Origin of the sequence: Bradyrhizobium sp. AUGA SZCCT0169, assembly GCF_018130085.1 — a bacterium.
Taxonomy (GTDB): Bacteria; Pseudomonadota; Alphaproteobacteria; order Rhizobiales; family Xanthobacteraceae; genus Bradyrhizobium.
Genome location: NZ_JAFCMC010000005.1, coordinates 74,466 through 99,377, shown reverse-complemented (window position 1 = coordinate 99,377; position 24,912 = coordinate 74,466). Strand labels below are relative to the sequence as shown.

The following is a 24,912-nucleotide window of genomic DNA, read 5'->3' as shown; positions in this document are numbered from 1 at the left end:
CCGCTTCTAGCGCTATTTTTTCGCGTAGGAAACGCCCATGCCGGCGCGGACGTCGGCCTGGATGCCATAGGGTGCGATCGGATAGCGCAGGCCGTTTTTCGCCAGTTGCTTCATGCCGACAATGGCCTTGGCGAGATGCGCCGGCTGCAGCGCCATCAGCATCTCTTCGTCAGGCACGCCGCCATAGCGCCGTTCGGCAAAGCACGGCAGCGACAGGCTCGGCTCGCCGGTCTTGAGCGCCCGCCCCCAGGAATCCGCGCAGGCGGTCTCGCCGACCACGCCCCATTCGAACTTCTTGTAGCCGGTATATTGCAGCCCGTTGATCAGGATGATCATCTGGCCCGGGGTCGCATACACCAGACAGATGTCCGGCGGATTGAGCCGGCCACTGGTGAGCGGGCTCACCGCCATCGCCTGGTACTGGCCATACGGCACGACGTCGAGCGCTTCCTGGCGCTTGCGCGCGTCCTCCTCGGTGCCGTGCCAGACTCCGACATAGTTTTTTCCTTCAAGGAATTTTTCGTCCCTTTGTGCGAGGCCAATCACGGCGCGGCATTGCGCGCCGACGAGGTCTTCGCCGGTGATGCCGACGGTCCAGCCGAGCCTTGAAGCCATGCTGACGATCTGGTCGGTGGTGTGGACCGCGGACGGGCGCCGAATTTTCGGGATCGCCGCCATCTCCTCGACGGTCGCGAACATCTTGATGCCGATCACGGTGGTCCTGAGCCGCAACAGGCTGATGAGATCGGCAGCCATGCCGTTCAAATCGAACGCTTCCGGCGGCGTTTGCTGTTGCATGGCGTAAACTCCCAAATTGTCGGTGCGCCCCTTGGCGTCACCCGTTGCGCATGTTGTTGGCGTCAATTCTAGCCCGGCCGGTCCGCTGTTGCGACCTCTACTTCGGCGCAGGTCCCGGCAGCAAATCGTCGATCTTGCCGGTGGCCCGGTACGCAACCAGTCCCATCCATTCGCGCACCGCGGTTTCGGTGCGTCCGAGGCCATCAAGAATGGCGATCGAGAACTTCATGAGATCGCCGCGGCCACCGACCCGCCAATCGACCGGATAGGCCTCGACCGCAAATCCGACCTTTCGGAACAGACCGACCGATCGCGGCATGTGAAAGGCCGAGGTCACCAGCAACCAGCGCTCGCCGTCCTTTGGCGCCACCAGCGCTTTCGAGAACTGGGCGTTCTCCACCGTGTTGCGCGACGCCCGTTCCATGATCAGACGTGATTTGGCGATGCCAAGGCTTTCAAAAACGGCGCCGGCGAAATCGGCTTCGCGCGCGTCATTCGAAATCAGATTGGCACTGCCGCCGGTGAAGACGATGCGCGCATTCGGATAGCGATGCGCCAACGCCGCCGCCGCGATGATACGGTCAGGCGCGCCGCGCACCACCGGCGTACCACGCGCAGCCGATAGATCAGCGTCGATCGATGCGCCGAGGACGACGATGCCGTCCGGCGGCGCACCCGCTCCGGCCTCCCATCGCGGAAAGCGCTGCTCCAGCGGATAGAGCAACAGGTTTCCGAGCGGCGACAATCCGCAGATCACCAGCAGCAGCACCGCCGCCATCACGAGCTTGCGGCCGAGCGATGCAAAACGCGTCAGCAGCAGGATGGCGCCAACGAAACCGACGCCGATCAGGAAATTCGTCGGCATCAGCATGTAGCCGAGCGTCTTGGAGAGAACAAAAAACAAGGGGAAGCCTCTTGGAATTTCTAGTCCGTCATACGCGGGCTTGACCCGCGTATCCATCTTCTTCGCAAAAAGCGTTATGCGAAAATGATGGATTGCCGGGTCAAGCCCGGCAATGACAAATAGGAGCCAACAGGACAAGACAACACCGACAAGAAGGTCCCCATGACCCATCATCACCTGCATTCCAGCCCCAAAACCTGCCACTGGGGCTTTTTCGAAGCGAAATTGAAGCCGGTCCTGACCATCGCCAGTGGCGATGAGGTCACGGTCGATACCATCACCGGCGGCCCCGACGTGGTCCCGGACCGCAGCAAATTTCATGTGCCGCCGGAGCTTGCCGACGTGCACGCCCAGAACGAGCGGATGGTGCCGGGCCATATCCTGACCGGCCCGATCGCGGTTGAAGGCGCCGCGCCCGGTGACGTGCTGGAGGTCGACATTCTCGACGTCCAGCTCCGGCAGGACTGGGGCTACAACCTGATCAAGCCGCTGTCAGGCACCCTGCCCGACGATTTCCACGAGACGCGCCTGCTCAACATTCCGCTTGACCGCGAGCGGATGGTTGGCCGCATGCCGTGGGGGCTCGACCTGGCGCTCAAGCCGTTCTTCGGCGTGATGGGCGTGGCGCCGCCGCCGGCCTGGGGCCGCATCACCTCGCTGATCCCGCGCGCGATGGGCGGCAATCTGGACAATAAGGAGTTAGGCGCCGGCGCCAAACTCTATCTGCCGGTGTTCGTGCCCGGCGCGCTGTTTTCCTGCGGCGATGGCCACGGCGTGCAAGGCGACGGCGAAGTCTGCGTCACCGCGATCGAAACCGCGCTGCAGGGCCGCTTCCGCCTGACGCTGCGCAAGGATTTGCGGCTGGAATATCCGCGCGCGGAAACGCCTGATCATTACATGACGATGGCGATGGACCCCGACCTCGACCAATGCGTGGTGCGCGCGCTGCGCGACATGATCGTGCTGCTCGGCGAGAAGCGCAATCTGTCGCGCGAGGACGCTTACACGCTCTGCAGCCTCGCCGCCGACCTGCGCGTGACGCAGACGGTCAACGGCTCCAAGGGCATCCATTGCATGATCGCAAAGAGCGTCGTGCACGGCTGATTTCAGCGCGGTGCGCCGTCACAGTGGCGAAAGCAGCTCCAACGTGGAACGAATCCTGACGCTGGTCTTTCCAACCAGCGCCGCGCCCTGCACTTCCGCGCGATCGGCGGCATAGCTGCCGCTGAAGCCGGTGGTCACCTCGCGCCCGCCAAACAGCGGCAGCACGCCGGCCGATTTGGTGTGCTGGTTCGTGGTCAGTTCGCCGCGCCATTTGCCGCGATCGGCGGTGTAGGAGCCCGTATAATAGAAATGCGAGTCGCCGCCGGCGATCCTGCCGTCCAGCAGCACGATGACGCCGCTGGCATGGCCATGCCCGCCCTCCATCATCTCGGTCAGGATCGAGTAGAGACCGTTGGTCATCGTCATCGCAGGATTGTCCCTCTGCGAAGCAGCATCGACCGTGCAGACCACCTGAGCAATCGGGAAATGGGTTGAGGAACTGGATCGTTTCGCCGCGGCTGCGTTGGCGCCGTCAGCTCTGCCCGATGGTCGCGCAGCGCTGTCCAACGTCAGAGCCTGTGTGGCAGCAGTCGACTTTTTCGACGCCGTTACAATGAGATAGAGTGCGACGCAGGCGGCAATTGACTTATCCCCATGAAACTTAATAGAGTCTAAATAGATACTTTTCAGTACAGCGTTTAAAAGTTAGCGTTCTTGCATGGCTACAGAAAAAGCCGAAACCGACCGCATTCCCGTGACGTTGGCGATCTCGACCATCAGCTATCTCGAAAAACTGGTGAGACAGGGCACCCACGGCACTAGCGTTCCCGGCGTTGCGAAGACCCTGATCGAGGAAGGCATCCGGCTCGCCATCAAGGACGGGCTGCTGTCGATCCGTGACAATGGCAGGCCCTCCTGACGGCAGGATTTGCCTGACTGGAAGACGCACGACGGAAAGCTCAGGGAGCGCGGCGGTTCCTCAAAGAATTTGGGACCGCAGCATGTTCGCCAACATACCGACCTGGACCACCGAGCGCGTCGAACTCCTCAAGCAACATTTCGAATCCGGCCTCTCCTGCCGCGAGATCGCCGCTCACATCGGCGTCAGCCGCAACGCCGTGATCGGCAAATTGACACGGCTCGGTTTGACCCGCGGCCCGACCAATATCGAACAGCATTTGCAGGGGGCCACCAGGGAACGCAGCCCGAAATCCGTTCCCCGCGCGCAGTACCGGATGCTGCAAGTGGTCTACCAGAACGGGCAACCGGCCCCCGACGCGCCGATCGCCAGCGAGCGGCCCTGCTCACTGCTCGAACTCAGCCATGAGCGCTGCCGCTGGCCGATCAGCACGCCCGGCGCGGAAGATTTCTGCTTTTGCGGCAACACGCCGCTCAAGGGTATGCCCTACTGCGCCGGCCACACCCGCCTCGCCTACAAGCCCGGCTCGCGCCAGCGAGTGGCGCGGGCGTGATTTGCCTCTGCCTGGCTAAAGCGAATTGCATCCGCGACGTAGCTGCGCTCCCTCTCCCGCACTTGCGGGGGAGGGCTGGGGTGAGGGTCTATCCGCGATACGACTCGTTGAGAGAGCCCCCACCCGCCGCGCTTCGCGCGTCGACCTCCCCCGCAAGCGTGAGAGGTGCAGCGAGTCTGCCGCCAGACCTGAGCATTTAACTTCATCAAGTGCTACGCCAGCTTCCAGCCAACCTCATCCCGATAGCTCTGGTAGAAATCGAGGGTATAGGCCTCCTCCGGCGTCTTGCGCACGCGCTCGTCGAGCTTGTGGGCATCGTCGCCGACCAGGATGCGCCAGGAACCGGCCTTGACGCCGTCGAGGATGATTTTCGCGGCGGCCGCCGCCGTGGTCGGCGCATCATCATGAAACGATCGCGCGCGGTCGAGTGCGAGTTGCTGGATGTCCTCATCCGACATGGCAGAGGTGTCGGTGCCCATGCCCTTCAACCGCTCCCGGGTCACGCCGATTTCCACATCGGTCAGGCGCTCGGACTCGCTGCCGCTCTGGATCTTGCGCGAGTTGGCCACGATCGAGGTGCCGATGTGGCCGGGCATCACGACCGAGCACTTGATATGCGGCGCGTTGAGCCGCAGGTCCGTCATCAGCGCCTCGGAAAATCCCTTCACCGCGAACTTGGCCGATGCATAGGCCGTGTGCGAGACGCCGGGGCCGACCGACGCCCAGAAGCCGTTGACGCTTGACGTATTGATGATGTGGCCCTCGTCGGCTTTCATCAAGAGCGGCAGGAAAGTGCGGACCCCGAGATAGACGCCGCCCCAGCAGATGTTGAAGGTGCGTTCCCACTGCTCGCGCGAATTGGTGAACAGGCTGCCGCCGCCCCCAATGCCGGCATTGTTGAACAGCAGATGGATCTTGTCGGTGGCCTGCTGCTCGATCAGTTCGTCACGAAAACGCTGGAGATGCGCCTCGATCGCAACGTCGGCGATATGGGTGGTGATACGCAGGCCCTGCGGCAGTCCCGCCGCTTCGCACAACTGCCTGGTCTCGGCCATCGCCTCGGCCGACACGTCGCACATCGCGACATTGCAGCCTTCGGCAACGAGCTGGCGCGCCAGCTCGCGGCCCATGCCCGTGCCGCCTCCGGTGACGACGGCGATCTTTCCGGCGAATTCCTTCATGGAGATGTTGATCCCTTTTTCTTTTTCATTACCGACGAAAATATAGATGGTCATGGCCGGGCTTGTCCCGGCCATCCACGTCTTGCTTGCTGTTAGACCGTATAGACGTGGATGCCCGGGACAAGCCCGGGCATGACGATCCGTTGAGTATCTGCCCTACTCCGCCGCCTCGACGCGCTGGCCGGCAGATGCCCCCAACCCCTCCAGCGCTTTCTTGATCGCGGCCTGTTGCGTCGCTGACGCTTCCGGCATCGGCGCGCGCGAAAACGTCTTCGGCAGTCCCTGCAGCGACTGCGCGTAGCGCGTGCAGGCCGGCAGATTGTCCGAGACAACCGCGTTCCACAGCGTCAGCAGTTTCTTGTGCAGATCGAGCGCGCGGACGTGATCGCCGGCCTTGACCGCATCCCAGAGCTCCACGGAGGCATGCGGCGCGGCCGAGAGGATCGCGGCGATCGAGCCATGCGCGCCAAGCGCGTAGGACGGATACATCAGCGCGTCGACTGCGCTGTAGATCAATTTATCCGGCGCCATCATCATGAGATCGGCGAACAGTTTCAGATCGCCGGCGCTCTGCTTGACGCCGACCACCAGCGGCACCTCGTTCATGATCCGCGTCAGCAGTGCGGGCGACAGATACGACCACGGCACCACATTGTAGATGATGATCGGCATGCCGGTCTCGTCGGCCATCCGGCGGAAATGATCGACCATCGCCTGATCGTCCGGCTTGAACAGATAATGCACCGGCGTCACCTGCAGCGCCGCGACATCCATGTCGCGCACCAGTTTGCCGCGCCGGATCGCGTCGCGCGTGGAGTCGACGATGATGCCCGCGATCACGGGCGCGCGGCCCCTGGCGGCCTCCACCGTTGCCGCCACCAGGTCGCGATACTCTTCATGATCGAGCGTATGCCCCTCGCCGGTCGAACCGCCCGCCGCCATGCCATGGCTGCCGGCGCCGATCAGCCAGTCGACTTGCGGGGCGACCTGCTTGAAATCAATCTCGCCGTCTTTGCGAAACGGCGTTGTCATCGGCGGTATCACGCCCGTCGGGCGTATTTTCATGATCGACCCCTTGCGTTTCCGTTTCCCAAATCCGACCCCGCTCCTTGGCTGAGCTTATCGATCGGCGGCTGAAGCCTAACCGCTGCCATAGGGGCAATCCAGTTGAGACATCGGTGGGCTGGGTCGTAGCGGCGTCATAACGGAAGGCGCGGCTCCAAGTTCGAGCGGAGCAAGCATCTGAATCTTTGCACGAAAACCCCGGCAAGTCATGCCGGGGCTATTTGCTCGCTTAGCGGGGCGGCTTCGGCGGACCGAAGGGGTTGCGGGGCGGAAGGTGCGTGGGGCCGGTGCCCAGCCTGCCGCCGGTCACGATATCCAGCTGCTGCGTCGTCAGTTCGACCGGCTTGTCAGTCCTGCGTTCCATGGTGCTTCTCCTGTTGCTGTCCCGGTGCAACATTGCATCGGCATGACCGGGACAATGACGGATCGGCGCCGGCCGCGCTGTTCCCCAGGTGACAGCCAGACCACAACAATCAGCGCGTGATTTGCAGCGGGCCACCAGGAACTTTCGCAACTTCCGAGAGTCGAATCGCTGCTTCCGGTCCCAGCCCCAAGGCCCTCCGGAAGAAAACCTCCGGTTGGCGGCCCCGCGCTCCTCCCGCGCCGGGGCCGTTTACCGGCCGGGTACACCGGACGCAGCTTGCCAGCGGTCGCTCTCATCAGGAACCGGATTGGAAGCCCAACATTGTCTTTGCAAAGGAGGCTTCCATGGGATTAGCGAACTACGAAATCATCGGCACAGCCGGCGAATGGCGGGTGCGGCATGACGGACATGCCGAGAATGTCTACCAGACCAAGGAATCGGCATTCGAGGCCGCCGTGGCCGCCGCATCGCTGGCACTTCGACAGGGCCACGAGGTCCGCGTGTCGGCGCCAGGCACCGAAACGGCGACCGGCGCGGAGAACGCAGGCTAGCTTGCGGCGTGAAGCTGGCTCGGACACGGCCAGGCGCAACGCGTGAACTAGTGATCGCTCCAAATAGCCGCAAGCTCGCTCGAGTTGATGAGCTCGATCTGCTCCTGCATGCGGGTGCGGTACATCGTCATCTGCGCCTCGTGGCCGGTGTCGGAAGAACTGCAGAGCGCATCCTCGACAATCACGACTCGAAAGCCGCGGTCGACGGCGGCGAGCACCGTGGAAAGAACGCACACGTCGGTCTCGGCTCCGGTGACGACCACGCACCGCACGCCCTTCTCTTGCAGAAAGACGTCCAGCCCTGAAAGGTAAAACGCCGAATAAGCCCGCTTGTCGATGACGTGCGCCGGCGGCACGAAGCGTGCGAGTTCGGGGACAAGTTCAAGCTGATCGGGCTGCAGATGCTCCCGGGTCGCGGCCTTCCAGCGCTGATAATATCGTTGCCATTGTCCCGGCCGCTGCTCCCAGCTTTGCGGCGTGATGAAGCGGGTAAAAATGGTGCGCTCGCTGTACCGCGCCGCGATTTCGGTCACAACCGGCAACACCCGCTCCATCCACGGCGTCTCCCAGACGCCGCCCTTGCTGAAAATACGTTGCATATCGACGCAAAGATGCACCGTCTCCTTCAACGGGATCATCGCAAAACGGCCTCCTCCTTGTCTCTCGCTGAGGCGGCAACCGAAACTCTGTTGAAAAGTTCCTGCGGATCGGCGATGGACCCCATCCGTGCCTCCGTAAAGCTGTTGGCGGAAGCACAAGACCTCAATTGACCTGCGCCGCCCCGTGAAGAGCAGCATGAATGCCGTCATCAGATCGATGACACGTTCGTGCCATGCGACAACGACGCCCTGGCGCGCTTAACCATACGAAAACTCGGGGCGACGGCGCCGGCGCGTCCGTAGTATGTTTGCGCCCATTGGATTTATTAATTTTTGGTGCGTTATGAACGACGCGTATTTCAAGGAGCAGTCCCGGCGCGTCCGCGCGATTGCGGACAAGGCCGATCCCTTCACGAAAAAACGACTGCTGGCGCTCGCAGAAAGCTACGATGCGCGGATTGGACGGCCTTCAAGGACAACGCGACAGCTGCCCTTCGTCGCGATCAATCATGAAAAACCCGCCGATCAGCGCGACGACGGCGAGACCACGCGCTGATTGCGGCGACATCCGCATAGCGATCGCCGCTCGCATATTCCGCGACAAGGCATTACGCCCGTACGCGACAAGGGAGCGCAGGCGGAAACGGTTCGGCAAAATGGGCGTGACGGCGCGCGCGGTGCATGCCAGTATCGTCGAATAATCAAAGCGCGCGCACGTCGGACGAAGCGCCGCTGCCAGGGAGGGGACTGCAAAGCGTTCGCGTAAGCGGACGCGCTGCAAGCGTCTGCGCAAGCGGGCGCGCCGTCCGTTGGCCTAACGGTCCGTTGGCGCCGCATGGGACAACAGATTGTCCATCGTCTGCTGATTTCGTTCCCCGCATTGCTCGGGGTTCTCTTCCTCTGTTTTTGTCTGTTGCAGGTGGTGCCGGCTGATCCGGCGATGATCATCGCCGGTCCCGACGCCAAGGCCGAGACCATCGCGGCGATCAGGCTCGAGCTTGGCCTCGACCGCTCGATCCCGGTGCAGTTCTTCGAATACATCATGCGGGTTCTGCGCGGCGATCTCGGCCGCTCGATCATCTCGAACCGGATGGTGAGCGAGGAACTCGCGATGACGATCGGTCCGACGGTCGAACTGATGCTCGGCGCGATGCTGATCGCGGTGCCGAGCGGGCTTGCGTTCGGAACCCTGGCCGCCGTCAATCGTGGCCGGCTCGCCGACCGCATCATCATGGCCTGCTCGGTGGCCGGCGTTTCGATGCCGGTGTTCTTCATCGGCCTGATCCTGATCCAGTATGTCGGCTTTAAATGGGCGCTGTTGCCGTTCACCGGCCGCACCGGGCCGATCTGGGACGGCGGATTGCCGAGCCTGATCCTGCCCGCCACCACGCTCGGCCTCGTGCTGATCGGACCGATCGCGCGGCTGACGCGCACCGCCGTACTTGAAGTGCTGGGCGCCGATTTCGTGCGCACGGCGCGCGCCAAGGGGCTGCGCGAGACCGTGGTGATCGTCCATCACGCGCTGCGCAACGCCATGATCCCGGTCGTCACCCTGATCGGGCTGCAGGCGGCCTTCCTGCTCGGCGGCGCTGTCGTCACCGAGACGATGTTTTCCTGGCCCGGCGTCGGCCGGCTTGCGGTCGGCGCCATCGTCTCCAGCGATTTTCCAACCGCGCAGGGCGCGATCATGATCCTCGCCATCGCCTTCCTGTCGATCAACCTCATCGTCGACGTGCTCTACGTCTATCTCGATCCCAGGGTGGCGCGCCGATGAGCGTTCAGGCCCTCGAACCCGTCTTTGTCGCCGAGCCCGAAACCGGCGCATTCGCCCGTGCCGGCCTGCTACGGCGCCTCGCGCGCGACCGGGTCGCGGCCGGTGCGGCGTTGACGCTGACCACCATCGTCACCGCGGCGGTTTTCGCGCCCTGGATCGCGCCCTACGACCCCTACTTCACCGACCTTACCAAGGTGATGCAGCCGCCGGGCACCGAGCACTGGTTCGGCACCGACAACACCGGCCGCGACGTATTGAGCCGCGTCATCTTCGGCACCCGCGCCACGTTGATGCTCGGGCTGGTCGGCGTCATCATCGGCGGCCTGTTCGGCGGCGTGCTCGGCATTCTCGCCGCCTACTACAAGCGGCTCGACGGCTGGATCATGCGGCTGGTCGACGTCATGCTGGCGTTCCCCGCCATCCTGATCGGGCTCGCGGTCGCCGCGATCTTCGGCGCCGGCCTCACCGCCGTAGTGATCGCGCTGGTCGTCGCCACCGTGCCCGACGTGGCGCGGGTGGCGCGCGGGGCCGCGGTCGGCGTCATGGGACAGGAATTCATGGAAGCCGGCCGCGCGGTCGGCGTCACCGACGGCGCACTGATCTGGCGCTATCTGACGCTCAACTGCATCTCGACGATCTTCGTGTTCCTCACCTTGCGCTTCGGCCAGATCATCCTGATCGGCTCGGCGCTCGGCTTCCTCGGCATGGGCGCGCAACCGCCAACCGCCGAACTCGGCATGATGGCGGCCCAGGGCCGCGACTTCCTGTTCATGGCGCCGCACATCGCGACGATCCCAAGCTGCGCGATCTTCGTGATCGTGCTGGCGGCCAACCTTCTGGGCGACGCGTTCCGCGACGTCCTCGATCCGAGGCTGCAGACATGATCAGAACCGTTCTGGGTGTAGCATTGGCAATTGCGCTCGCCGGCTCCGCATCGGGGCAGACGCTGACATTGATGAAGGGCATCGACGCGCCGCATTACGACGCGCAGCGCACCACCTGGGGTCCGACCTCAGACATCGTCAACATGTTCCAGGACACGCTGGTGGCGCTCGACTGGGACGGCCGCACGCCGATCCCCTATCTCGCCAAGTCCTGGACCATCAGCGAGGACGGCCTGACCTATACGTTCAAGCTGCGCGACGACGTCTCGTTCTGCAGCGGCAAGAAATTCACCGCCGAGGACGTGATCTACAGCTTCAAGCGGCTGAAGGATCCCGCGATCAAGGGCCCGTACGCCTGGCGCGCCGGCAGCATCAAGGAACTGCGCGCGCCTGATCCCTACACCGTCGAATACGAACTCGAGGAGCCCTACTCCGAGCTGCTGTTGCAGCTCACCATGTTCACCAACGTGATCCACAACAAGGAAAGCGTCGAGGCGCTGGGCAAGGACTACGGCATCAAGGGCGCCGACGGCACCGGGCCGTGGTGTTTCGATTCATGGCAACCGCGCACCGAGATCGTGCTGAAGCGCCACGCCGCCTACAAATGGGGCCCGTCGATGTACCAGAACAAGGGCCCGGTGAAATTCGAGAAGCTGGTGGTCAAGATCGTGCCCGAAGAATCCAGCCGGGTTGCGGCGATGATGGCCGGCCAGTTCGACATCACCCACCAGTTTCCGCACCAGTTCATCACCCAGGCCCGGGCCGCTCCGATGCTCAACGTGAGCGAGGCGAAGCCCAATTTCCAGCTGCTCTATTTCGGCTTCAAGACCACCCGCCCCATGGTTGCCGACAAGCGCGTGCGCGAGGCCATGAGCATCGCCATCAACCGCGCCGAGATCGCCAAGGGCATCCTGCTCGGTAACGCCACGGCGGCCTTCACCATCGTCGACAAGGATGCGCTCGACCACGATCCGAAGACGGCCGGAATCGTCAAGGAAGACCTCGAACGCGCCAAGAAGCTGCTCGACGACGCGGGGTGGAAAGTCGGCGCCGACGGCGTGCGCGAAAAGGACGGCACCAAGCTGGCGCCAAAGGTCTATTACACCGCGAACGCCAACTCGGCCAAGGTCGCCGACGCGATCCAGGGCTATTTGCGCAAGATCGGCGTCGACTGGCGGCTCAACCCGCAGGACTCGACCATCGCGGCGGCCAAGATGGCCGAGCAGGATTACGAAATCTGGTCGGTGACGGTGCCGTATCTGTCGGCCGGCGACCTCATGAACATCTACTTCGATTCACGCAACATCCCGACGCCCAACCGGATGAACTGGAAGGACGCCGAGACCGACGAGTGGCTGAAACTCGGCCGCTCCGCGCTGACCGAGCCCGATCGCGCCAAATACTACGCGATGGTGCAGCAGAAGGTCATGCAGGAGCATTTGTGGATTCCGGTCCTCAACATCAACATGGACCAGGTCGCCAACAAGAAGATCAAGGGCGCGCGGCCGCACATGATCTACCAGAACACGTTCTACAAGGGGTTGGACGCGTCGCTATAACAAACAGGAGCAAACGACGATGCGCGGATTGTTCATGACGGTTGCGGTGCTGCTCGGAGTGGCGGGAGCCTCCCCGCTGGAGGCGCAGACCCTGAAGATGATGAAGTCGCTCGACGCGCCGCATTATGACGGCCAGCGCACCACCTGGTCGCCCTCCTCCGACATCGTCAACATGATTCAGGATACGCTGGTTGCGATGGACTGGGATGGCAAGACGCCGATCCCCTATCTCGCCAAGTCGTGGACGATCAGCGAGGACGGCAAGACCTACGTCTTCAAGCTGCGCGATGACGTGCAATTCTGCAGCGGCAAGAAGTTCACCGCCGCCGACGTGATCTATTCCTTCAAGCGCCTGACCAGCGCTGAGCTGAAGGCGCCGCTGGCCTGGCGGGCCGGCAATATTAGGGAATTGCGCGCGCCCGATCCCTACACGGTCGAATACGAACTGAACGAGCCGTTCGCCGACTTGCTGCTCCAGCTCACGATGTTCACCACCGCGATCCACAACCAGGAGAGCGTCGAGGCGCTCGGCAAGGATTACGGCATCAAGGCGATCGACGGCACCGGTCCCTGGTGCTTCGAGAGCTGGCAGCCGCGCACCGAGATCGTGCTCAAGCGCCACGACGCCTACAAATGGGGCCCGTCGATGTACCAGAACAAGGGCCCGGTCAAGTTCGAAAAACTCAGCATCAAGATCGTGCCCGAGGATTCCAGCCGTGTCGCCGCGATGCTGGGCGGGCAGTTCGACGTCAGCCATCAGATCCCCCTACAGTTCATCCAGCAGGTCAAGGCCGCGCCCACCCTCAACGTGCAGGAGGCGCAGCCGAACTTCCAGCTGATGTATTACGGCTACAAGACCACGCGGCCGATGGTATCAGACAAGCGGGTGCGCGAGGCGATGAACATCGCGATCAACCGCGCCGATATTGTCAAAGGCATCATGCTCGGCAATGCCGAGCCGGCCTACACCTTCATCGACGACAAGGCGCTCGACTTCGCCGCGTCCACCAAGGGCATCATCAAGGAAGACGTCGAGCGTGCCAAAAAGCTGCTGGACGAAGCCGGCTGGAAGGTCGGCGCCGACGGCATCCGCGAGAAGGACGGCGTCAAGCTCGCGCCGAAGGTGCTGTTCACGCAGGTCGCCTATTTCGGTCGCGTCTCCGAGGCGATCCAGGGCTACATGCGCAAGATCGGCATCGACTGGAAGATCGTCGGCTTCGACTCCACGATCGCGCCGGCCGAGATGGCCAAGCAGGACTATGAACTATGGACGGTGACGTTCCCCTACATATCGGCGGGCGACCTCCTGAACTTCTACTTCGATTCGAAGAACATGCCGGCGCCGAACCGGATGAACTGGAACGACCCCAAGACCGACGAGTATCTGAAGATGGGCCGCGCGTCGCTGACCGAGGCCGATCGCTCCAAATATTACGCGCTGGCCCAGCAGCGGGTCACCGAGGAGCATCTGTGGATGCCGGTGATGAACATCGCGATGTACACGACGAGCCAGAAGAAACTGAAGGGCGTGCGGCCGCACATGCTCTACCAGAACACGTTCTACAAAGGCCTGGATTACTCGTTCTGATGGAAAACCTGCTCGAGGTCCGCGGCCTGAAGACCCATTTTGCCACCGACCGCGGCCTGTTTCGCGCGGTCGACGGCATCAGCTTCAGCGTGCCGCGCGGCCGCACCGTTGGCCTCGTCGGCGAATCCGGCTGCGGCAAGAGCGTGACGTCGCTCTCGGTGATGGGCCTGGTAGCGAGCCCGGGCAAGGTCGAGGCCGACGCCGTTATGTTCGGCGACCGCGACGTCTTGAGGTTGTCGGCCGACGAGCGCCGCCGGCTCCGCGGCGGCAAAATGTCGATGATCTTCCAGGAGCCGATGACCTCGCTGAACCCGGTGCACACCATCGGCCAGCAGATCGTCGAAGCCATACTCGCCCATACCCAGCTGTCGCCGCAGGCCGCGAAAGCGCGTGCCATCGAGATGCTGGAACTGGTGCGGATTCCATCGGCGAAGCAGCGCATCGACGACTTTCCGCATAATCTGTCGGGCGGCATGCGCCAGCGCGTCATGATCGCGATGGCGCTGTCCTGCGAACCGGCGCTTCTGATCGCCGACGAGCCGACCACCGCGCTCGACGTCACCATCCAGGCCCAGATCCTCGATCTGCTCGGCGAATTGCAGCGCCGGCTCGGCATGGCGATCCTGATCATCACCCACGATCTCGGCGTGATCGCCGAGGTCGCCGACCAGGTGCTGGTGATGTACGCCGGACAGATCGTCGAAAGCGCTGACGTCGCCGATCTGTTTGCCGATCCGCAGCACCCCTACACGATCGGTCTCTTGGGCTCGATCCCGCGCCTTGACGTTGATCGCGCGCGGCTCGCCACCATCGAAGGCACGGTGCCGAGCCCCAACAACCAGCCGAAGGGCTGCCGCTTCGCGCCGCGCTGCCCGTTCGCCGACCGGCGCTGCCGCGAGGCGCCGCCGCCGCTGCGCGAACTCGCGCCCGGCCATTTGGTCGCCTGCTGGAAGGCCCCGGTCGAGGTGGCGTCATGAGCGCGGTCCCGGTGCTGCAGGTCGATGGCCTGGTGAAGCATTTTCAGCTCAGCCGCGGCATCATCCTGCGCAGGCAAGTGGGCCTGGTGCGCGCCGTCGAGGACGTCAGCTTCGAGATCGGCCGCGGCGAGACGCTGGCGCTGGTCGGCGAGTCCGGCTGCGGCAAGTCGACGACCGGACGCCTGGTGCTGCGTCTGATGGACCCGACGGCGGGCTCGGTCCGCTTCAAGGGCGAGGAAATCGCTGACCTCGGCAAGGATGAACTGCGGCGGCTGCGCCGGCACATGCAGATCATCTTCCAGGACCCCTACGCCTCGCTCAATCCGCGCATGACCGTGGGGGAGATTTTGGCCGAACCGCTGCGGGTGCATGACATCGGCGATCCCGCCTCGCGCGAGACGCGGGTGAGCGAGCTTCTCGATATCGTCGGCCTGCTGCCCGAACATGCGCGGCGCTATCCGCATCAATTCTCCGGCGGGCAACGCCAGCGCATCGGGATTGCGCGGGCACTGGCCGTCAATCCCGACCTGATCATCTGCGACGAGCCGGTGTCGGCGCTCGACGTCTCGATCCAGGCGCAGATCGTCAACCTGCTGCAGAATTTGCAGCAGCGTTTTGGTCTGTCCTATCTATTCATCGCGCATGATCTGGCGGTCGTAAAACACATCAGCGATCGCGTCGCGGTGATGTATCTCGGCAAGCTGGTCGAGATCGCGGACAAGAAGACGATCTACGCAAAACCGTTGCACCCCTATACGCACGCGCTGCTGTCGGCGATCCCGAAACCGGACCCGAGCCTGCGCACCAAGCGCGTCATGCTGCAGGGCGACGTGCCGAGCCCGTTCAACCCGCCGTCCGGCTGCCGCTTCCACACGCGCTGCCTGCACGCCCAGCCACGCTGCTCGGCCGAGGAGCCCAAGCTGCGCGAGGCCGCGCCCGGCCATCGCGTCGCCTGTCATTTCTTCGAGACGATCCAGGCCCCTGTCATCGTCGCGCGCGCCGGCGCTGCGAACGGCAAGTTTGCCGAACGGCTGGCCGCCTTTGAGGCGGCCAAGCACGCGCGAACGCCGGCCTGACGGCAATCCGTGGCAGGCAGGATCGGAATTCAGGCCAGGACGGGGCTTGCCTTGTCGTAATGCTTGATAAACACAAACGGGCTGGGCGTGGTTTTTCCCTTACCGCCGCTGACATTGGCGAGTTCGCAATCGGACAGCGCGTCGGTCTGACGGTCCCGCTCGCATGATTCAGCGCGATTGATGACGGTGCTCATGGTGACGGCTCCCTTTCGATCAAGGTCGGATGATTGCTGATGAAGGGGATTTAGCCGCCCGGCCGTCGCCGTCGCTGTGACATCAATCACAGTCACGAGCCTCTCACCGGGGTCAGGATGGTTGGCATCATCCAGTCACCGGAGCGCATCATGACCGCATTTCAGAAACAGCCGAGCGTCGACCAACGGGCCGCCATGAGCAGCGAACTTTGCGCGACCGAACTGGATGCGGTGATTGGCGGCACGTCCTGGTTTGAAGTCCTTAGCAATATTTTCAAAGCGCAGAACGAGACGCTCAAATCCATCGCCGGGAATATTCGGTAAGAAGTTGTTGCGGTGCGATTGACCGAACCGGAGCCAGCTACTGGTTGACAAGCCAACGAGAGCGGATCGTAATACTACCTAAGATCGAACAACGGGCGAACGGCAGCTGGCGCAACGTCAAGCGGCCCGGCCCCTAAGCGTCTTGAATTCCTAAGCGTCTTGCTTCCTGAACGTGTTGGCTTCGAGGGCAGCGACCGCGGGAAACCGCGGCGCTCAGCAATGGGGAGGACGGTCGTGATTGAATCTCTCATCGTCTGGCTGATCATCGGCGCGATCGCAGGCTGGCTGGCCGGGCAAATCGTCAAGGGCTATGGCCTCGGCCTGGTCGGCAATATCGTGGTCGGCATCGTCGGCGCCGTGATCGCCGGCTGGCTGTTGCCGATGATCGGGTTTGTCCTGGTCGGAGGCTATCTGGCCGCAATCGTCAACGCCGTCATTGGCGCGGTGATCCTCCTGATCATTGTCGGCTTCTTCAAGAAGTAGCCCGATCAAGAACCAGGTTCGGCCGTTCGCGCGCGATCTTTGCGCCGCGGCAACGCTGCTGAAAGAGGCGGCCCCAGCGCGGGGGGAGAGCTGAGGCCGCCTTTGGCCGGACGCGACGGGGCTGGTTCGTGTCCGGACGTGCCCGACTAAGCTCCCCGGCAGTTATTTGTTCCCAACAGACGGCGGCGGCAATAATTTCGAGGCATCGGCCGGGAACCCACGGCGACGTCGCGGATTATGAGTTTCGTGGTGGGATGCCCATCATCATCTTGCGGCTGGGGGCCGTTTTCCTGTGACCGAGGAGCTCGACGACGAATGGATGGTGCCGAAGTACCAGTGAGTTTTGATGTTCCTGCCATCATCCGGAAATGGCCGTCGCTCCACAACGCCCGCCGCCTCGACAGCTCCGGCCCCTATATGGTGTTCGAGGGCACTCTCGATGAGTGCATGAGGGAATTCATGGCCAAGCCTGAATCGACCCGGCACCTGTACGAGATTGTGACAGCGCCGCAGCCGCCAATGATCCCCGAGGTCCTGTCCGCCGAGCACGTCGCCGAGTTGGTGAGGCTGCGCGAATTTCTTTAGCAGCAGCGGGCTTACCAGAGTTGCTGACGCGCCTTAGCGGCCAGAAAATTCATTAACCAGCGAGCGCTATGGTTTGGGCAATCGCGGACGGCTGAGACCCCCGCGAGACGTAAATGCGTAGGGAAACCCACCGCCTCAACCCGGTGGGTTTTTCCGTCGGAAGGGCGTCGCCAATGTCACTATCATCAGCCAAGAATTATGCGCTGCGCGCCGAACGCTGCCAGGACGCCAAGGAAGCCGCCGACCTTCTGGCAAAGGCGATCCTGGAATTGGCGGCATCGATCGAAGCCACCGATGCAAAAGTGAAGAAGATCAACAAGTCGGGCTGAGATTCGGCCGCTGAATCGGCAGCCCCGCTTCCACAACCTCTAAATCGGCTATCCGCTTCGTGAATTCGAGCCCGCAATCGGGCGCGCCGGTTCCCCGTTTACGTTAAAATCACATCATCGACCACGCCGAGCGGCCCAGTGCTAATGATTCCTTAACGAGGGAAACATGATCAACGGACGCAAAAACGCAGTCATCGGATTGACCACAGTTTTCACTTTCGTGGTGGTCGAACTGGCCGTGGTCGTTTGCGCGGCCGCCTTGGTGCTCGAACTGGTGTTCGACGTGGACGTTCCGCTTCTTGCTTTCAACGACGGGTGAGGCGGGGGACGGCGGGCCTCATATCCTACTCCCCGGATAAGGAATCTCAGAACCCTTTGGGCTAGGGCGATACCACCGCTCTAGGGAGCGACGAGGAAGCGTCTTCGACTGGCGCAAGTATGGGAGATTCATTGGTAGCTTTGCTTGGTGATTTTTTCCGGGTGGCCGCCCGCTGAAGTCGTCTGATGTTCTGGCTGGCCGCCTTGGCCTCGTCGCCCTCCACCAAGTCACGCTTAAGCACCTCATCCCGCAAAAGGGACCGGAGATAATCGACTTCAACCTTTACTCCAGAACTCATCCGCCGAATTTCTCTGCGTAGAACCTCCAAGATAAAGTCGGTTTGAAGTACGGCAGCGACCGTGAATTTGTTCGTCACCTGCTTATGGAGCAGGAACTCCGCCATGGTGCCTTTCGAGAATGCTTCGCGGCTCAGATTACCGAAGCATTCCAAGGCCTCCGGGCTTCGCGCGCTCGTCCCTATTGCATCGAGTTCACAGACCAGGATTTTCTCGATCGGCTGGCCGAAGTGGACTTTGTAAATCCGCCAATTCGCACCGTTTGTAAGGACAACCCACTCAATTCCCTCGTTTGCCGCATAGTCGATAGCCTGCTTCACATGAGCGTCTTTAAGCTCAATACCGATAGCCTTCACCTCGATCAGAAACCGAATTTCCTCATCGACTTTTACAGCCAGATCAACGTACGTCCCCCGGATCGCGTACTGGCTGGTGACGTGAAGATACTTGTCATAGCCGCAGATGTCCGACAGCATGTCATTGATGACAGTGACCGTGTCCGCCTCGCTGACATCGCGCTTTTGCAGATTTGAAAGAACGCTCTGATATTTCTTTAGCTGCGTTGTGATGCGTGTCGAAACCTTCGCCGAGATAGCCATCGCATTTCCCCCATTTTTGGTCAGCATCTCGCAACTGCAAGGTGAGCGCAACGCTTAGTTCAGCTTGAGCCTAGTAGATTGGCGCCGCCCCGGATCAAGATCGTCCAGTGCTGGTCAAACCTCGCGCGGAGATACGCGACAGAATTCAAAGATGGAGATTGAAAGCACGTTGATCTGTGCACCCACGGGCGGTGGTTTCGGGCCGATTCCGCATCGTTTGCGGGTCGGATCGCGCGCCTTGCGCAGGGCGCCGATCACAGCTAATGGAACGGCATCGGAGCGTGGCGCAGCCCGGTTAGCGCACTAGTCTGGGAGACTAGGGGTCGGAGGTTCAAATCCTCTCGCTCCGACCAAAATATCAATAAAATCAACAACTTTATAATATGGCCTCGGAACCTTAGAGGGCTGTATTGGTAGCCCCATCCAGCAATCTGATTTGCAGCGTGGATTTTTCATAACGTATTGCAACGAGTTCGCGCTGGGCGTGAACGTCAGACCCCTGAGAATAGTGGGCGAATTGCCGGTTCCGGCCCTGCCCTCAGCCATCCTTCAGCGCGTTATCCAGCAATTGCCGGCAGGCCACCAGGTCCTGCAGCACGCGTTCGAGGCGTTCGCGGTCGGGGCCGCCTACCGGGCCCGGCGCGGCAGCCGCCTTGCCCTTGCCGAAGGGGGCGAGGAAACCGTCCTCATCGGTATCGACGAAGCGGTAGTCGATTTCCGTGGCTTCGCCCTCGTAATCATCGTCATCGGATCCGGCGAGCGCACCTGCGCCCTCTTCCGGCTCCTGCAGGCTGAGGCCGATCGCCTCCTCGACCGCGCCGAACGAGACGGCAGAGTTCTGGTCGCTCAGACCCTGCACTGATTTGACGCCGTGTTCTTTCAGGATCCGCTGCACACCGCGGATGGTGTAGCCCTCGCCGTACAGCAGGCGGCGGATGCCCTTGAGCAGATCGACGTCGTCGGGGCGGTAATAGCGCCGCCCGCCGCTTCGCTTCATCGGCTTGATCTGAGTGAATCGCGTTTCCCAAAATCGCAGCACATGCTGGGGAATATCGAGATCGTCCGCGACCTCGCTGATGGTACGGAACGCATCCGGCGCCTTGTCCAAATGCCAGCTCCTCTCAGCTCTAGAGAATGAAGAGAAACTCTAAACGCCTAACATGACTATCTTCACGCGCATTCTTGACGCGAACTGAACTTCGCCTCGCGCTGAAAACGCCTCAATCGTCCTTGGCATCACCGTTGGTCACCGCGTGACCATTGATGCGCTGCTTCAAAATAGCCGACGGCTTGAACACCATCACGCGTCGCGGAGAGATTGGTACTTCGGTGCCGGTCTTCGGGTTACGTCCGATCCGTTGACCCTTCTTGCGCACCATGAACGAGCCGAACGACGACAGCTTCACCGTCTCGCCCTTCTCAAGACAATCGGTGATCTCTTTCAAAACGAGTTCGACGAACGCAGACGACTCCGTTCGCGACAAGCCCACCTTCTGGTAGACCGCCTCGCACAAATCAACGCGTGTGACTGTTTTTCCTGTCCCGGTCATCGCCTGCCCCGCACTCTCGGCGAACAATTTATTCTCTGAAATTATGAGGTTAGCACGCAATGGTCAACAGCCACCATCATGCACACGCATGAAACAGCACAACCACTTTGTAGGGTATTTTACTTAAGGCTCACCAGCGGACGAGCGCGGAACCCCAGGTGAAGCCGCCACCCATCGCTTCCAGCAGCACCAGATCGCCCTTCTTGACGCGTCCGTCCTTGACCGCGACGTTGAGCGCCAGCGGGATCGACGCCGCCGACGTATTGCCGTGCAGATCGACGGTCAGAACCACCTTCTGCGGCGCAATATGCAGCTTATGCGCCGAAGCATCGATGATTCGCTTGTTGGCCTGATGCGGGACGAACCAGTCGATCTCCTCGGCGGAAGCCCCGGTGGCGTTGAACGCATCGACGATCACATCGGTGATCATGCCGACCGCGTGCTTGAAGACTTCGCGGCCCTCCATGCGGAGGTGGCCGACGGTCTGGGTCGAAGACGGCCCGCCATCGACAAACAGCTTTGACTTATGCCGTCCGTCGGAACGCAGATGCGTGGTCAGGATACCACGGTCGGTGGGCTTGCCGGGCTGGTCCTGGGCCTCGAGCACGACGGCGCCGGCGCCGTCGCCGAACAGCACGCAGGTACCGCGGTCGCTCCAGTCGAGAATGCGCGAGAACGTTTCCGCACCGATCACCAGCGCCCGCTTGTGCGAGCCGGAGCGCAGGAAATTGTCGGCGGTCGCCAGCGCGAACACGAAGCCGGAGCAGACCGCCTGCAGGTCGAAGGCGACGCCGTGACTGATGCCCAGCGCGTGCTGGACCGCAACCGCGGTCGCCGGAAAGGTGTTGTCCGGCGTCGAGGTCGCCAGCACAATCAGATCGATTTGCTGCGCGTCGATGCCGGCATCGTCGAGCGCGGCGCGCGCGGCGTTGATCGCCAAATGCGAGGTGAACTCGCCGTCCGCGGCGATATGGCGCTGCCGGATACCGGTGCGCTGCACGATCCACTCGTCCGACGTATCGATCCGATCAGCCAGTTCGGCATTGGTCAGGACCTTCCGCGGCAGATAGGAGCCGCAGCCTAGCACGACCGAACGTTTAGCAGTCACGAGACAGCCTCCTGCGCGGTTTGCGCTTGAGCCAGCGCACTGCCGTCGCGATTAAGCATCTGATTGATCTTGGTGAGGAGATCGCAGCGGACCATCTCATAGCCAACATCGACCGCGTAAGCAAAGCCTTCGGCGTTGGTTCCACCATGGCTTTTGACCACCACGCCCTTGAGGCCGAGCAGCACGCCGCCGTTGGATTTATTGGGGTCGAGCTTGTGCCGCAAGGCCGTGAAGGCGTTGCGGGCGAACAAATAGCCGATACGGGACCGCCAGCTCGACGCCATGGCGCTGCGGAGGAACTCCGACATTTGGCGCGCGGTTCCCTCGGCGGCCTTCAGCGCGATATTGCCGGAAAAGCCTTCGGTCACGATCACGTCGGCGGCGCCCTTGCCGATCCCGTCGCCCTCGACGAAGCCGACATAGTCGAGCTCCGGCAGGTTCATCGCGCGCAGCTGTTCGGAGGCGGCGCGGATTTCCTCGCCGCCCTTCACTTCCTCGGTCCCGATATTGAGCAGGCCGACGGTCGGGCGCGGCTTGCCGAACAGCACGCTCGCCATCGCGCCGCCCATCACCGCCAGCGCCACCAGATGATGATGGTCGCCGCCGATGCTGGCGCCGAGGTCAAGCACGACGGAATCGCCGCGCATCGTCGGCCACACGCCGGCAATGGCCGGCCGATCGATCCCCGGCATGGTGTGCAAATGAAAGCGCGCCATCGCCATCAGCGCGCCGGTATTGCCGGCAGATACCGCGACGTCGGCCTTGCCCTCTTTCACCGCGTCGATCGCAAACCACATCGACGACTTCTTGCGGCCGCGGCGCAGCGCCTGGCTCGGCTTGTCGTGCATGCTGACAGTGACGTCGGTATGGGTCACCCGTGACGCCTTCTTCATGGCCGGATGCTTGGCGAGCTCCGCCTCGATCAGCGCGCTGTCGCCGTACAGCAGAAACTCGATGTCGGGATGCCGGGCCAATGCCCTTGCAGCGCCGGGAATGACGACCGATGCGCCGACATCGCCACCCATGGCGTCAAGCGCGATTCGAACCTTTTGAGGCATGAACGTCCCGGAAACCTGATCTCTTGCAGCCCTGTTAGAGCCCGGCCGCGCGCTGGAAGCATCCGCCGATAGCGGTGCTCGGCGGAGCGCATCGCTATCGCCCCCGCCGGGCCGCGACAATAGCGTGTCCCCGTTCTGACACAACCTCTTGACCACGGTCTTTGGGGAATGGGACCCAGCACCGCCCGCAATCGGGAATACAATGTAATATTAGCAAATTCAGTATGTTATGCAAGATTCCTGATGAGGCATCAGAGCCACATCAAGTGAAATCCTGCTTCACCGGCCACTTTAAGTGTCGGTTACTTGTCTTTGGGCTTCTTTGAGCCCGACTTTTTCGGCGTAACCTTTAGCGCCTTGAGCGCCGCAAATGGGTGATCCTCGGGGTCAGGGGCTTCGACCAAGGGTTCAAAAACCGCGTCCGGTTTGCGCGGATAGGGATCGACCGCGAGATACAGCGCGTCGGTCGCAAGCCGGCCGAGATCGATGATGCCGTTGTCGATCGGCTCCGGCGGATCGGGCGTGTCCTCGTCGCTCTCTTCAGCCTCGTCGACCAGCGCGGCCATCTGCGGAATCTGGTCCGGCGGCGCGAAGATCAGATCGATCGGCTCGTCGATATCGCTCTCCATCTCCTCCAGCGTCACCACGCAGGTCTGTCCGATCCGGGCCCGCACGCGCCCCTCGACCTGAAAGCGGCCGCCGCTTTTGGGCATCACGTCGAACGAGGCCTGCAGCATCAGCACCTCGCGCAGACTTCCCATATCCGCCACCGCAACACGCGTGGCCTGATCGGCCTCGAGGTCGCGATGCAGACCCGTGTCCGGGATTTTCTCCACCGCGACGGGAACGCGCCACGGGTCCGGCTTCTCGATCATGGCACTCTTGGTCATCGCCGTTTGCTCATGCTTGTGCGCCGGCCTGCTCCGGCGAAGGAAACTTGAAAGTGCCGCCGGCCAGCGCCGCCTCGTCCTGCCGGTCGAGCGCCGCCATGGCGGCCTCGGCATAGGCTGCGAGCTGGCGGGCCTTTTCGATGTTCTCACCGTTGAGGACGTTCTTGCACAGCGCCTGCGCCAGGGCCTCGCGGCCCTCGGTCAGCGCCAGATCATAGGCAGCGGTGCGGCCATAGAAGGCCTCGCCGAAGGCCTGCATCTTTTTCGGCACTTTGAGGTCGCTGACGCCCAGTTCGCGCAGATTATCGTCCATATCGTTGCAAAAATGGTCGAACAGCGCCTGCGACAGGCCCTTGCCCTCCGGGACCGATTTGAGCCGCCGCAACACCAGCCACAGATGCATCAGAAGCAGGTCAAAACGGCCGTTAACCGTGTCCGGGACGCCCAAGTCCCGATAAAACAACGGTTCTCGCGCCTGCGTCACGATCATGCCATAGATGGCTTCAATGGTGCCGCGCGGGGCGGACCGGGGTTTCCTGAAGTGATTGAACGGCCAAAGCATTGTGGGTTCCGCATGCGAGCCCCAAAGGTTTCCGCCATGAAGGTTTCGGCCTTCAGGGTTTCAGCTTCGGGCGCCCGCGCATGTTGCAATCCTGCGTGCTGCCCGGTACGTCAACGCCTCGCGCGATGCAAGGGGACGGGATCGATTCCGGAATGACCGAGACGGGCCAACCAAGCTCATGCGCGCCCTCGCCGCGCCGCCAGACCGCGCGCTGGCGCGGTTTTCGCGGCTTTGCGGCCATCGCACTGCTCTGCGCCGCGCTCGGCGGCTGCACCGGCGAGCAATTTCAGAAGGGCTATATCCTGCCCCCCGGCGCGCTGGAACAGATCCCGATCGGCGCCAGCCAGGACCAGGTGCTGATCGTGATGGGCACGCCCTCCACGGTCGCGACCCTGAACGGCGAGGTGTTCTACTACATTTCACAGCGCTCCGAGCGCAAGGTCGCCTTCATGAACCAGCAGGTCGTCGACCAGCGGGTGATCGCGATCTATTTCGACAAGAATCGCCAGGTGCAGCGGCTCGCCAATTACGGGCTGCAGGACGGCAAGATCTTCGACTTCATCAGCCGCACCACGCCGACGTCAGGCCAGGAGCTCAGCTACCTGACGCCGCTGTTCAAGCTGCTCAGCTTTAACTAAGCCCTCCCGTGTCCCGGACGCGGTGCAGCACCCTTGTGCTGCTCCGCAGAGCCGGGACCCATCTGCCGCTTCGTGGACCCCGGATCAGCGCAGCGCCCTGCGCCAAGTCGTCCGCTTGCCCTGCGCGTGCGCGCTGCCTAC

32 protein-coding genes and 1 tRNA gene are annotated in these 24,912 nt (G+C 62.5%); 18 read left to right on the top strand and 15 right to left on the bottom strand.

Annotated features, from left to right (window positions below; all coding sequences use genetic code 11):
- Positions 1–12 precede the first annotated feature (12 nt).
- Both JQ609_RS07905 and JQ609_RS07900 read right to left on the bottom strand, forming a co-directional pair.
- Positions 13–798, bottom strand: coding sequence for a DUF169 domain-containing protein (locus tag JQ609_RS07905; protein WP_212272887.1), 786 nt, complete (start codon positions 796–798; stop codon positions 13–15).
- Positions 799–895: 97 nt separating this feature from the next.
- Positions 896–1,702, bottom strand: coding sequence for a YdcF family protein (locus tag JQ609_RS07900; protein WP_212272885.1), 807 nt, complete (start codon positions 1,700–1,702; stop codon positions 896–898).
- Between the two features lie 162 nt (positions 1,703–1,864).
- On the opposite strand from JQ609_RS07900, the gene JQ609_RS07895 reads away from it, so the two are divergent.
- The gene (locus tag JQ609_RS07895; protein ID WP_212272883.1) at positions 1,865–2,806 is read left to right on the top strand and encodes an acetamidase/formamidase family protein; all 942 of its coding nucleotides are present in this window, start codon (positions 1,865–1,867) and stop codon (positions 2,804–2,806) included.
- Between the two features lie 18 nt (positions 2,807–2,824).
- Here JQ609_RS07895 and JQ609_RS07890 read toward each other — a convergent pair whose 3' ends face one another.
- The gene (locus JQ609_RS07890) at positions 2,825–3,172 is read right to left on the bottom strand and encodes a GrlR family regulatory protein (protein WP_249119698.1); all 348 of its coding nucleotides are present in this window, start codon (positions 3,170–3,172) and stop codon (positions 2,825–2,827) included.
- Between the two features lie 292 nt (positions 3,173–3,464).
- Between JQ609_RS07890 and JQ609_RS07885 the strand changes: the two genes are divergently transcribed.
- Together JQ609_RS07885 and JQ609_RS07880 are read left to right on the top strand one after the other, a co-directional pair.
- On the top strand, positions 3,465–3,665 hold the full coding sequence (locus JQ609_RS07885; protein ID WP_212208154.1) for a hypothetical protein: 201 nt from the start codon (positions 3,465–3,467) through the stop codon (positions 3,663–3,665).
- A gap of 82 nt (positions 3,666–3,747) precedes the next feature.
- Complete coding sequence (locus tag JQ609_RS07880; RefSeq protein WP_212272881.1) at positions 3,748–4,218, top strand: GcrA family cell cycle regulator; 471 nt, start codon at positions 3,748–3,750, stop codon at positions 4,216–4,218.
- Between the two features lie 212 nt (positions 4,219–4,430).
- Here the strand turns inward: JQ609_RS07880 and JQ609_RS07875 are convergent, their stop codons facing one another.
- From JQ609_RS07875 to JQ609_RS35495, 3 genes are all read right to left on the bottom strand, one after another.
- A complete protein-coding gene (locus JQ609_RS07875) occupies positions 4,431–5,399 on the bottom strand; it encodes an SDR family oxidoreductase (protein ID WP_212273163.1) in 969 nt (322 codons plus the stop codon).
- Positions 5,400–5,555: 156 nt separating this feature from the next.
- A complete protein-coding gene (locus tag JQ609_RS07870; RefSeq protein WP_212272879.1) occupies positions 5,556–6,464 on the bottom strand; it encodes a dihydrodipicolinate synthase family protein in 909 nt (302 codons plus the stop codon).
- Positions 6,465–6,693: 229 nt separating this feature from the next.
- A complete protein-coding gene (locus JQ609_RS35495; RefSeq protein WP_283813836.1) occupies positions 6,694–6,828 on the bottom strand; it encodes a hypothetical protein in 135 nt (44 codons plus the stop codon).
- A 344-nt stretch (positions 6,829–7,172) separates the two neighbouring features.
- Between JQ609_RS35495 and JQ609_RS07865 the strand changes: the two genes are divergently transcribed.
- Positions 7,173–7,379 (top strand): hypothetical protein, encoded by a 207-nt coding sequence (locus tag JQ609_RS07865; RefSeq protein WP_212272877.1) that lies wholly within the window; start codon positions 7,173–7,175, stop codon positions 7,377–7,379.
- Between the two features lie 47 nt (positions 7,380–7,426).
- Here the strand turns inward: JQ609_RS07865 and JQ609_RS07860 are convergent, their stop codons facing one another.
- Entirely contained in the window at positions 7,427–8,017 is a 591-nt protein-coding gene (locus JQ609_RS07860; RefSeq protein WP_212273161.1) for a cysteine hydrolase family protein, read from the bottom strand.
- A gap of 265 nt (positions 8,018–8,282) precedes the next feature.
- Here JQ609_RS07860 and JQ609_RS07855 point away from each other — a divergent pair, with 265 nt between their 5' ends.
- The 7 genes from JQ609_RS07855 (at position 8,283) to JQ609_RS07825 (ending at position 15,836) form a co-directional block, all read left to right on the top strand.
- Positions 8,283–8,534: a hypothetical protein gene (locus JQ609_RS07855; RefSeq protein WP_212272875.1), complete on the top strand. Its 252-nt coding sequence runs from the start codon at positions 8,283–8,285 to the stop codon at positions 8,532–8,534.
- Positions 8,535–8,813: 279 nt separating this feature from the next.
- Entirely contained in the window at positions 8,814–9,752 is a 939-nt protein-coding gene (locus tag JQ609_RS07850; protein ID WP_212208160.1) for an ABC transporter permease, read from the top strand.
- A complete protein-coding gene (locus JQ609_RS07845; protein WP_212272873.1) occupies positions 9,749–10,636 on the top strand; it encodes an ABC transporter permease in 888 nt (295 codons plus the stop codon). Before JQ609_RS07850 ends, JQ609_RS07845 begins: the two co-directional genes overlap by 4 nt.
- Positions 10,633–12,195 carry an ABC transporter substrate-binding protein gene (locus JQ609_RS07840; protein ID WP_212272872.1) on the top strand — a complete coding sequence of 521 codons (1,563 nt, stop codon included), beginning with the start codon at positions 10,633–10,635 and terminating at the stop codon, positions 12,193–12,195. The genes JQ609_RS07845 and JQ609_RS07840 overlap by 4 nt, the downstream gene beginning before the upstream one ends.
- Positions 12,196–12,214: 19 nt before the next feature.
- Entirely contained in the window at positions 12,215–13,783 is a 1,569-nt protein-coding gene (locus tag JQ609_RS07835) for an ABC transporter substrate-binding protein (protein WP_212272870.1), read from the top strand.
- Positions 13,783–14,760, top strand: a complete 978-nt coding sequence (locus JQ609_RS07830; protein ID WP_212272868.1) for an ABC transporter ATP-binding protein — start codon at positions 13,783–13,785, stop codon at positions 14,758–14,760. Before JQ609_RS07835 ends, JQ609_RS07830 begins: the two co-directional genes overlap by 1 nt.
- On the top strand, positions 14,757–15,836 hold the full coding sequence (locus tag JQ609_RS07825) for an ABC transporter ATP-binding protein (protein ID WP_212208165.1): 1,080 nt from the start codon (positions 14,757–14,759) through the stop codon (positions 15,834–15,836). Before JQ609_RS07830 ends, JQ609_RS07825 begins: the two co-directional genes overlap by 4 nt.
- Positions 15,837–15,865: 29 nt before the next feature.
- On the opposite strand, the gene JQ609_RS07820 is transcribed toward JQ609_RS07825, so the two are convergent.
- Positions 15,866–16,030 (bottom strand): hypothetical protein, encoded by a 165-nt coding sequence (locus JQ609_RS07820; protein WP_212272867.1) that lies wholly within the window; start codon positions 16,028–16,030, stop codon positions 15,866–15,868.
- Between the two features lie 150 nt (positions 16,031–16,180).
- Between JQ609_RS07820 and JQ609_RS07815 the strand changes: the two genes are divergently transcribed.
- From JQ609_RS07815 to JQ609_RS07795, 5 genes are all read left to right on the top strand, one after another.
- Positions 16,181–16,354, top strand: a complete 174-nt coding sequence (locus JQ609_RS07815; protein ID WP_212272865.1) for a hypothetical protein — start codon at positions 16,181–16,183, stop codon at positions 16,352–16,354.
- Between the two features lie 219 nt (positions 16,355–16,573).
- Positions 16,574–16,837 carry a GlsB/YeaQ/YmgE family stress response membrane protein gene (locus JQ609_RS07810; RefSeq protein WP_212272864.1) on the top strand — a complete coding sequence of 88 codons (264 nt, stop codon included), beginning with the start codon at positions 16,574–16,576 and terminating at the stop codon, positions 16,835–16,837.
- A gap of 315 nt (positions 16,838–17,152) precedes the next feature.
- The gene (locus JQ609_RS07805; RefSeq protein ID WP_212208169.1) at positions 17,153–17,422 is read left to right on the top strand and encodes a hypothetical protein; all 270 of its coding nucleotides are present in this window, start codon (positions 17,153–17,155) and stop codon (positions 17,420–17,422) included.
- Positions 17,423–17,595: 173 nt separating this feature from the next.
- The gene (locus tag JQ609_RS07800; RefSeq protein ID WP_212272862.1) at positions 17,596–17,751 is read left to right on the top strand and encodes a hypothetical protein; all 156 of its coding nucleotides are present in this window, start codon (positions 17,596–17,598) and stop codon (positions 17,749–17,751) included.
- Between the two features lie 166 nt (positions 17,752–17,917).
- A complete protein-coding gene (locus tag JQ609_RS07795) occupies positions 17,918–18,070 on the top strand; it encodes a hypothetical protein (protein ID WP_212272861.1) in 153 nt (50 codons plus the stop codon).
- A gap of 61 nt (positions 18,071–18,131) precedes the next feature.
- Here the strand turns inward: JQ609_RS07795 and JQ609_RS07790 are convergent, their stop codons facing one another.
- Positions 18,132–18,992: a type I restriction enzyme HsdR N-terminal domain-containing protein gene (locus JQ609_RS07790; RefSeq protein WP_212272859.1), complete on the bottom strand. Its 861-nt coding sequence runs from the start codon at positions 18,990–18,992 to the stop codon at positions 18,132–18,134.
- Positions 18,993–19,240: 248 nt separating this feature from the next.
- On the opposite strand from JQ609_RS07790, the gene JQ609_RS07785 reads away from it, so the two are divergent.
- A tRNA-Pro gene (locus tag JQ609_RS07785) sits at positions 19,241–19,318 on the top strand.
- Between the two features lie 185 nt (positions 19,319–19,503).
- Here JQ609_RS07785 and JQ609_RS07780 read toward each other — a convergent pair.
- From JQ609_RS07780 to JQ609_RS07755, 6 genes are all read right to left on the bottom strand, one after another.
- Positions 19,504–20,073: a MerR family transcriptional regulator gene (locus tag JQ609_RS07780; RefSeq protein WP_212208172.1), complete on the bottom strand. Its 570-nt coding sequence runs from the start codon at positions 20,071–20,073 to the stop codon at positions 19,504–19,506.
- 112 nt (positions 20,074–20,185) lie between these two features.
- On the bottom strand, positions 20,186–20,515 hold the full coding sequence (locus tag JQ609_RS07775) for an integration host factor subunit alpha (protein WP_192734233.1): 330 nt from the start codon (positions 20,513–20,515) through the stop codon (positions 20,186–20,188).
- A 130-nt stretch (positions 20,516–20,645) separates the two neighbouring features.
- A complete protein-coding gene (locus tag JQ609_RS07770) occupies positions 20,646–21,623 on the bottom strand; it encodes a beta-ketoacyl-ACP synthase III (RefSeq protein ID WP_212272857.1) in 978 nt (325 codons plus the stop codon).
- Positions 21,620–22,681: a phosphate acyltransferase PlsX gene (plsX, locus tag JQ609_RS07765; RefSeq protein ID WP_212272856.1), complete on the bottom strand. Its 1,062-nt coding sequence runs from the start codon at positions 22,679–22,681 to the stop codon at positions 21,620–21,622. The genes JQ609_RS07770 and plsX overlap by 4 nt, the downstream gene beginning before the upstream one ends.
- Positions 22,682–22,983: 302 nt before the next feature.
- Entirely contained in the window at positions 22,984–23,571 is a 588-nt protein-coding gene (locus JQ609_RS07760) for a DUF177 domain-containing protein (RefSeq protein WP_212272854.1), read from the bottom strand.
- A gap of 10 nt (positions 23,572–23,581) precedes the next feature.
- A complete protein-coding gene (locus tag JQ609_RS07755; RefSeq protein WP_212272853.1) occupies positions 23,582–24,133 on the bottom strand; it encodes a ubiquinol-cytochrome C chaperone family protein in 552 nt (183 codons plus the stop codon).
- A 152-nt stretch (positions 24,134–24,285) separates the two neighbouring features.
- On the opposite strand from JQ609_RS07755, the gene JQ609_RS07750 reads away from it, so the two are divergent.
- A complete protein-coding gene (locus JQ609_RS07750) occupies positions 24,286–24,771 on the top strand; it encodes an outer membrane protein assembly factor BamE (RefSeq protein ID WP_212272852.1) in 486 nt (161 codons plus the stop codon).
- Positions 24,772–24,912 lie beyond the last annotated feature (141 nt).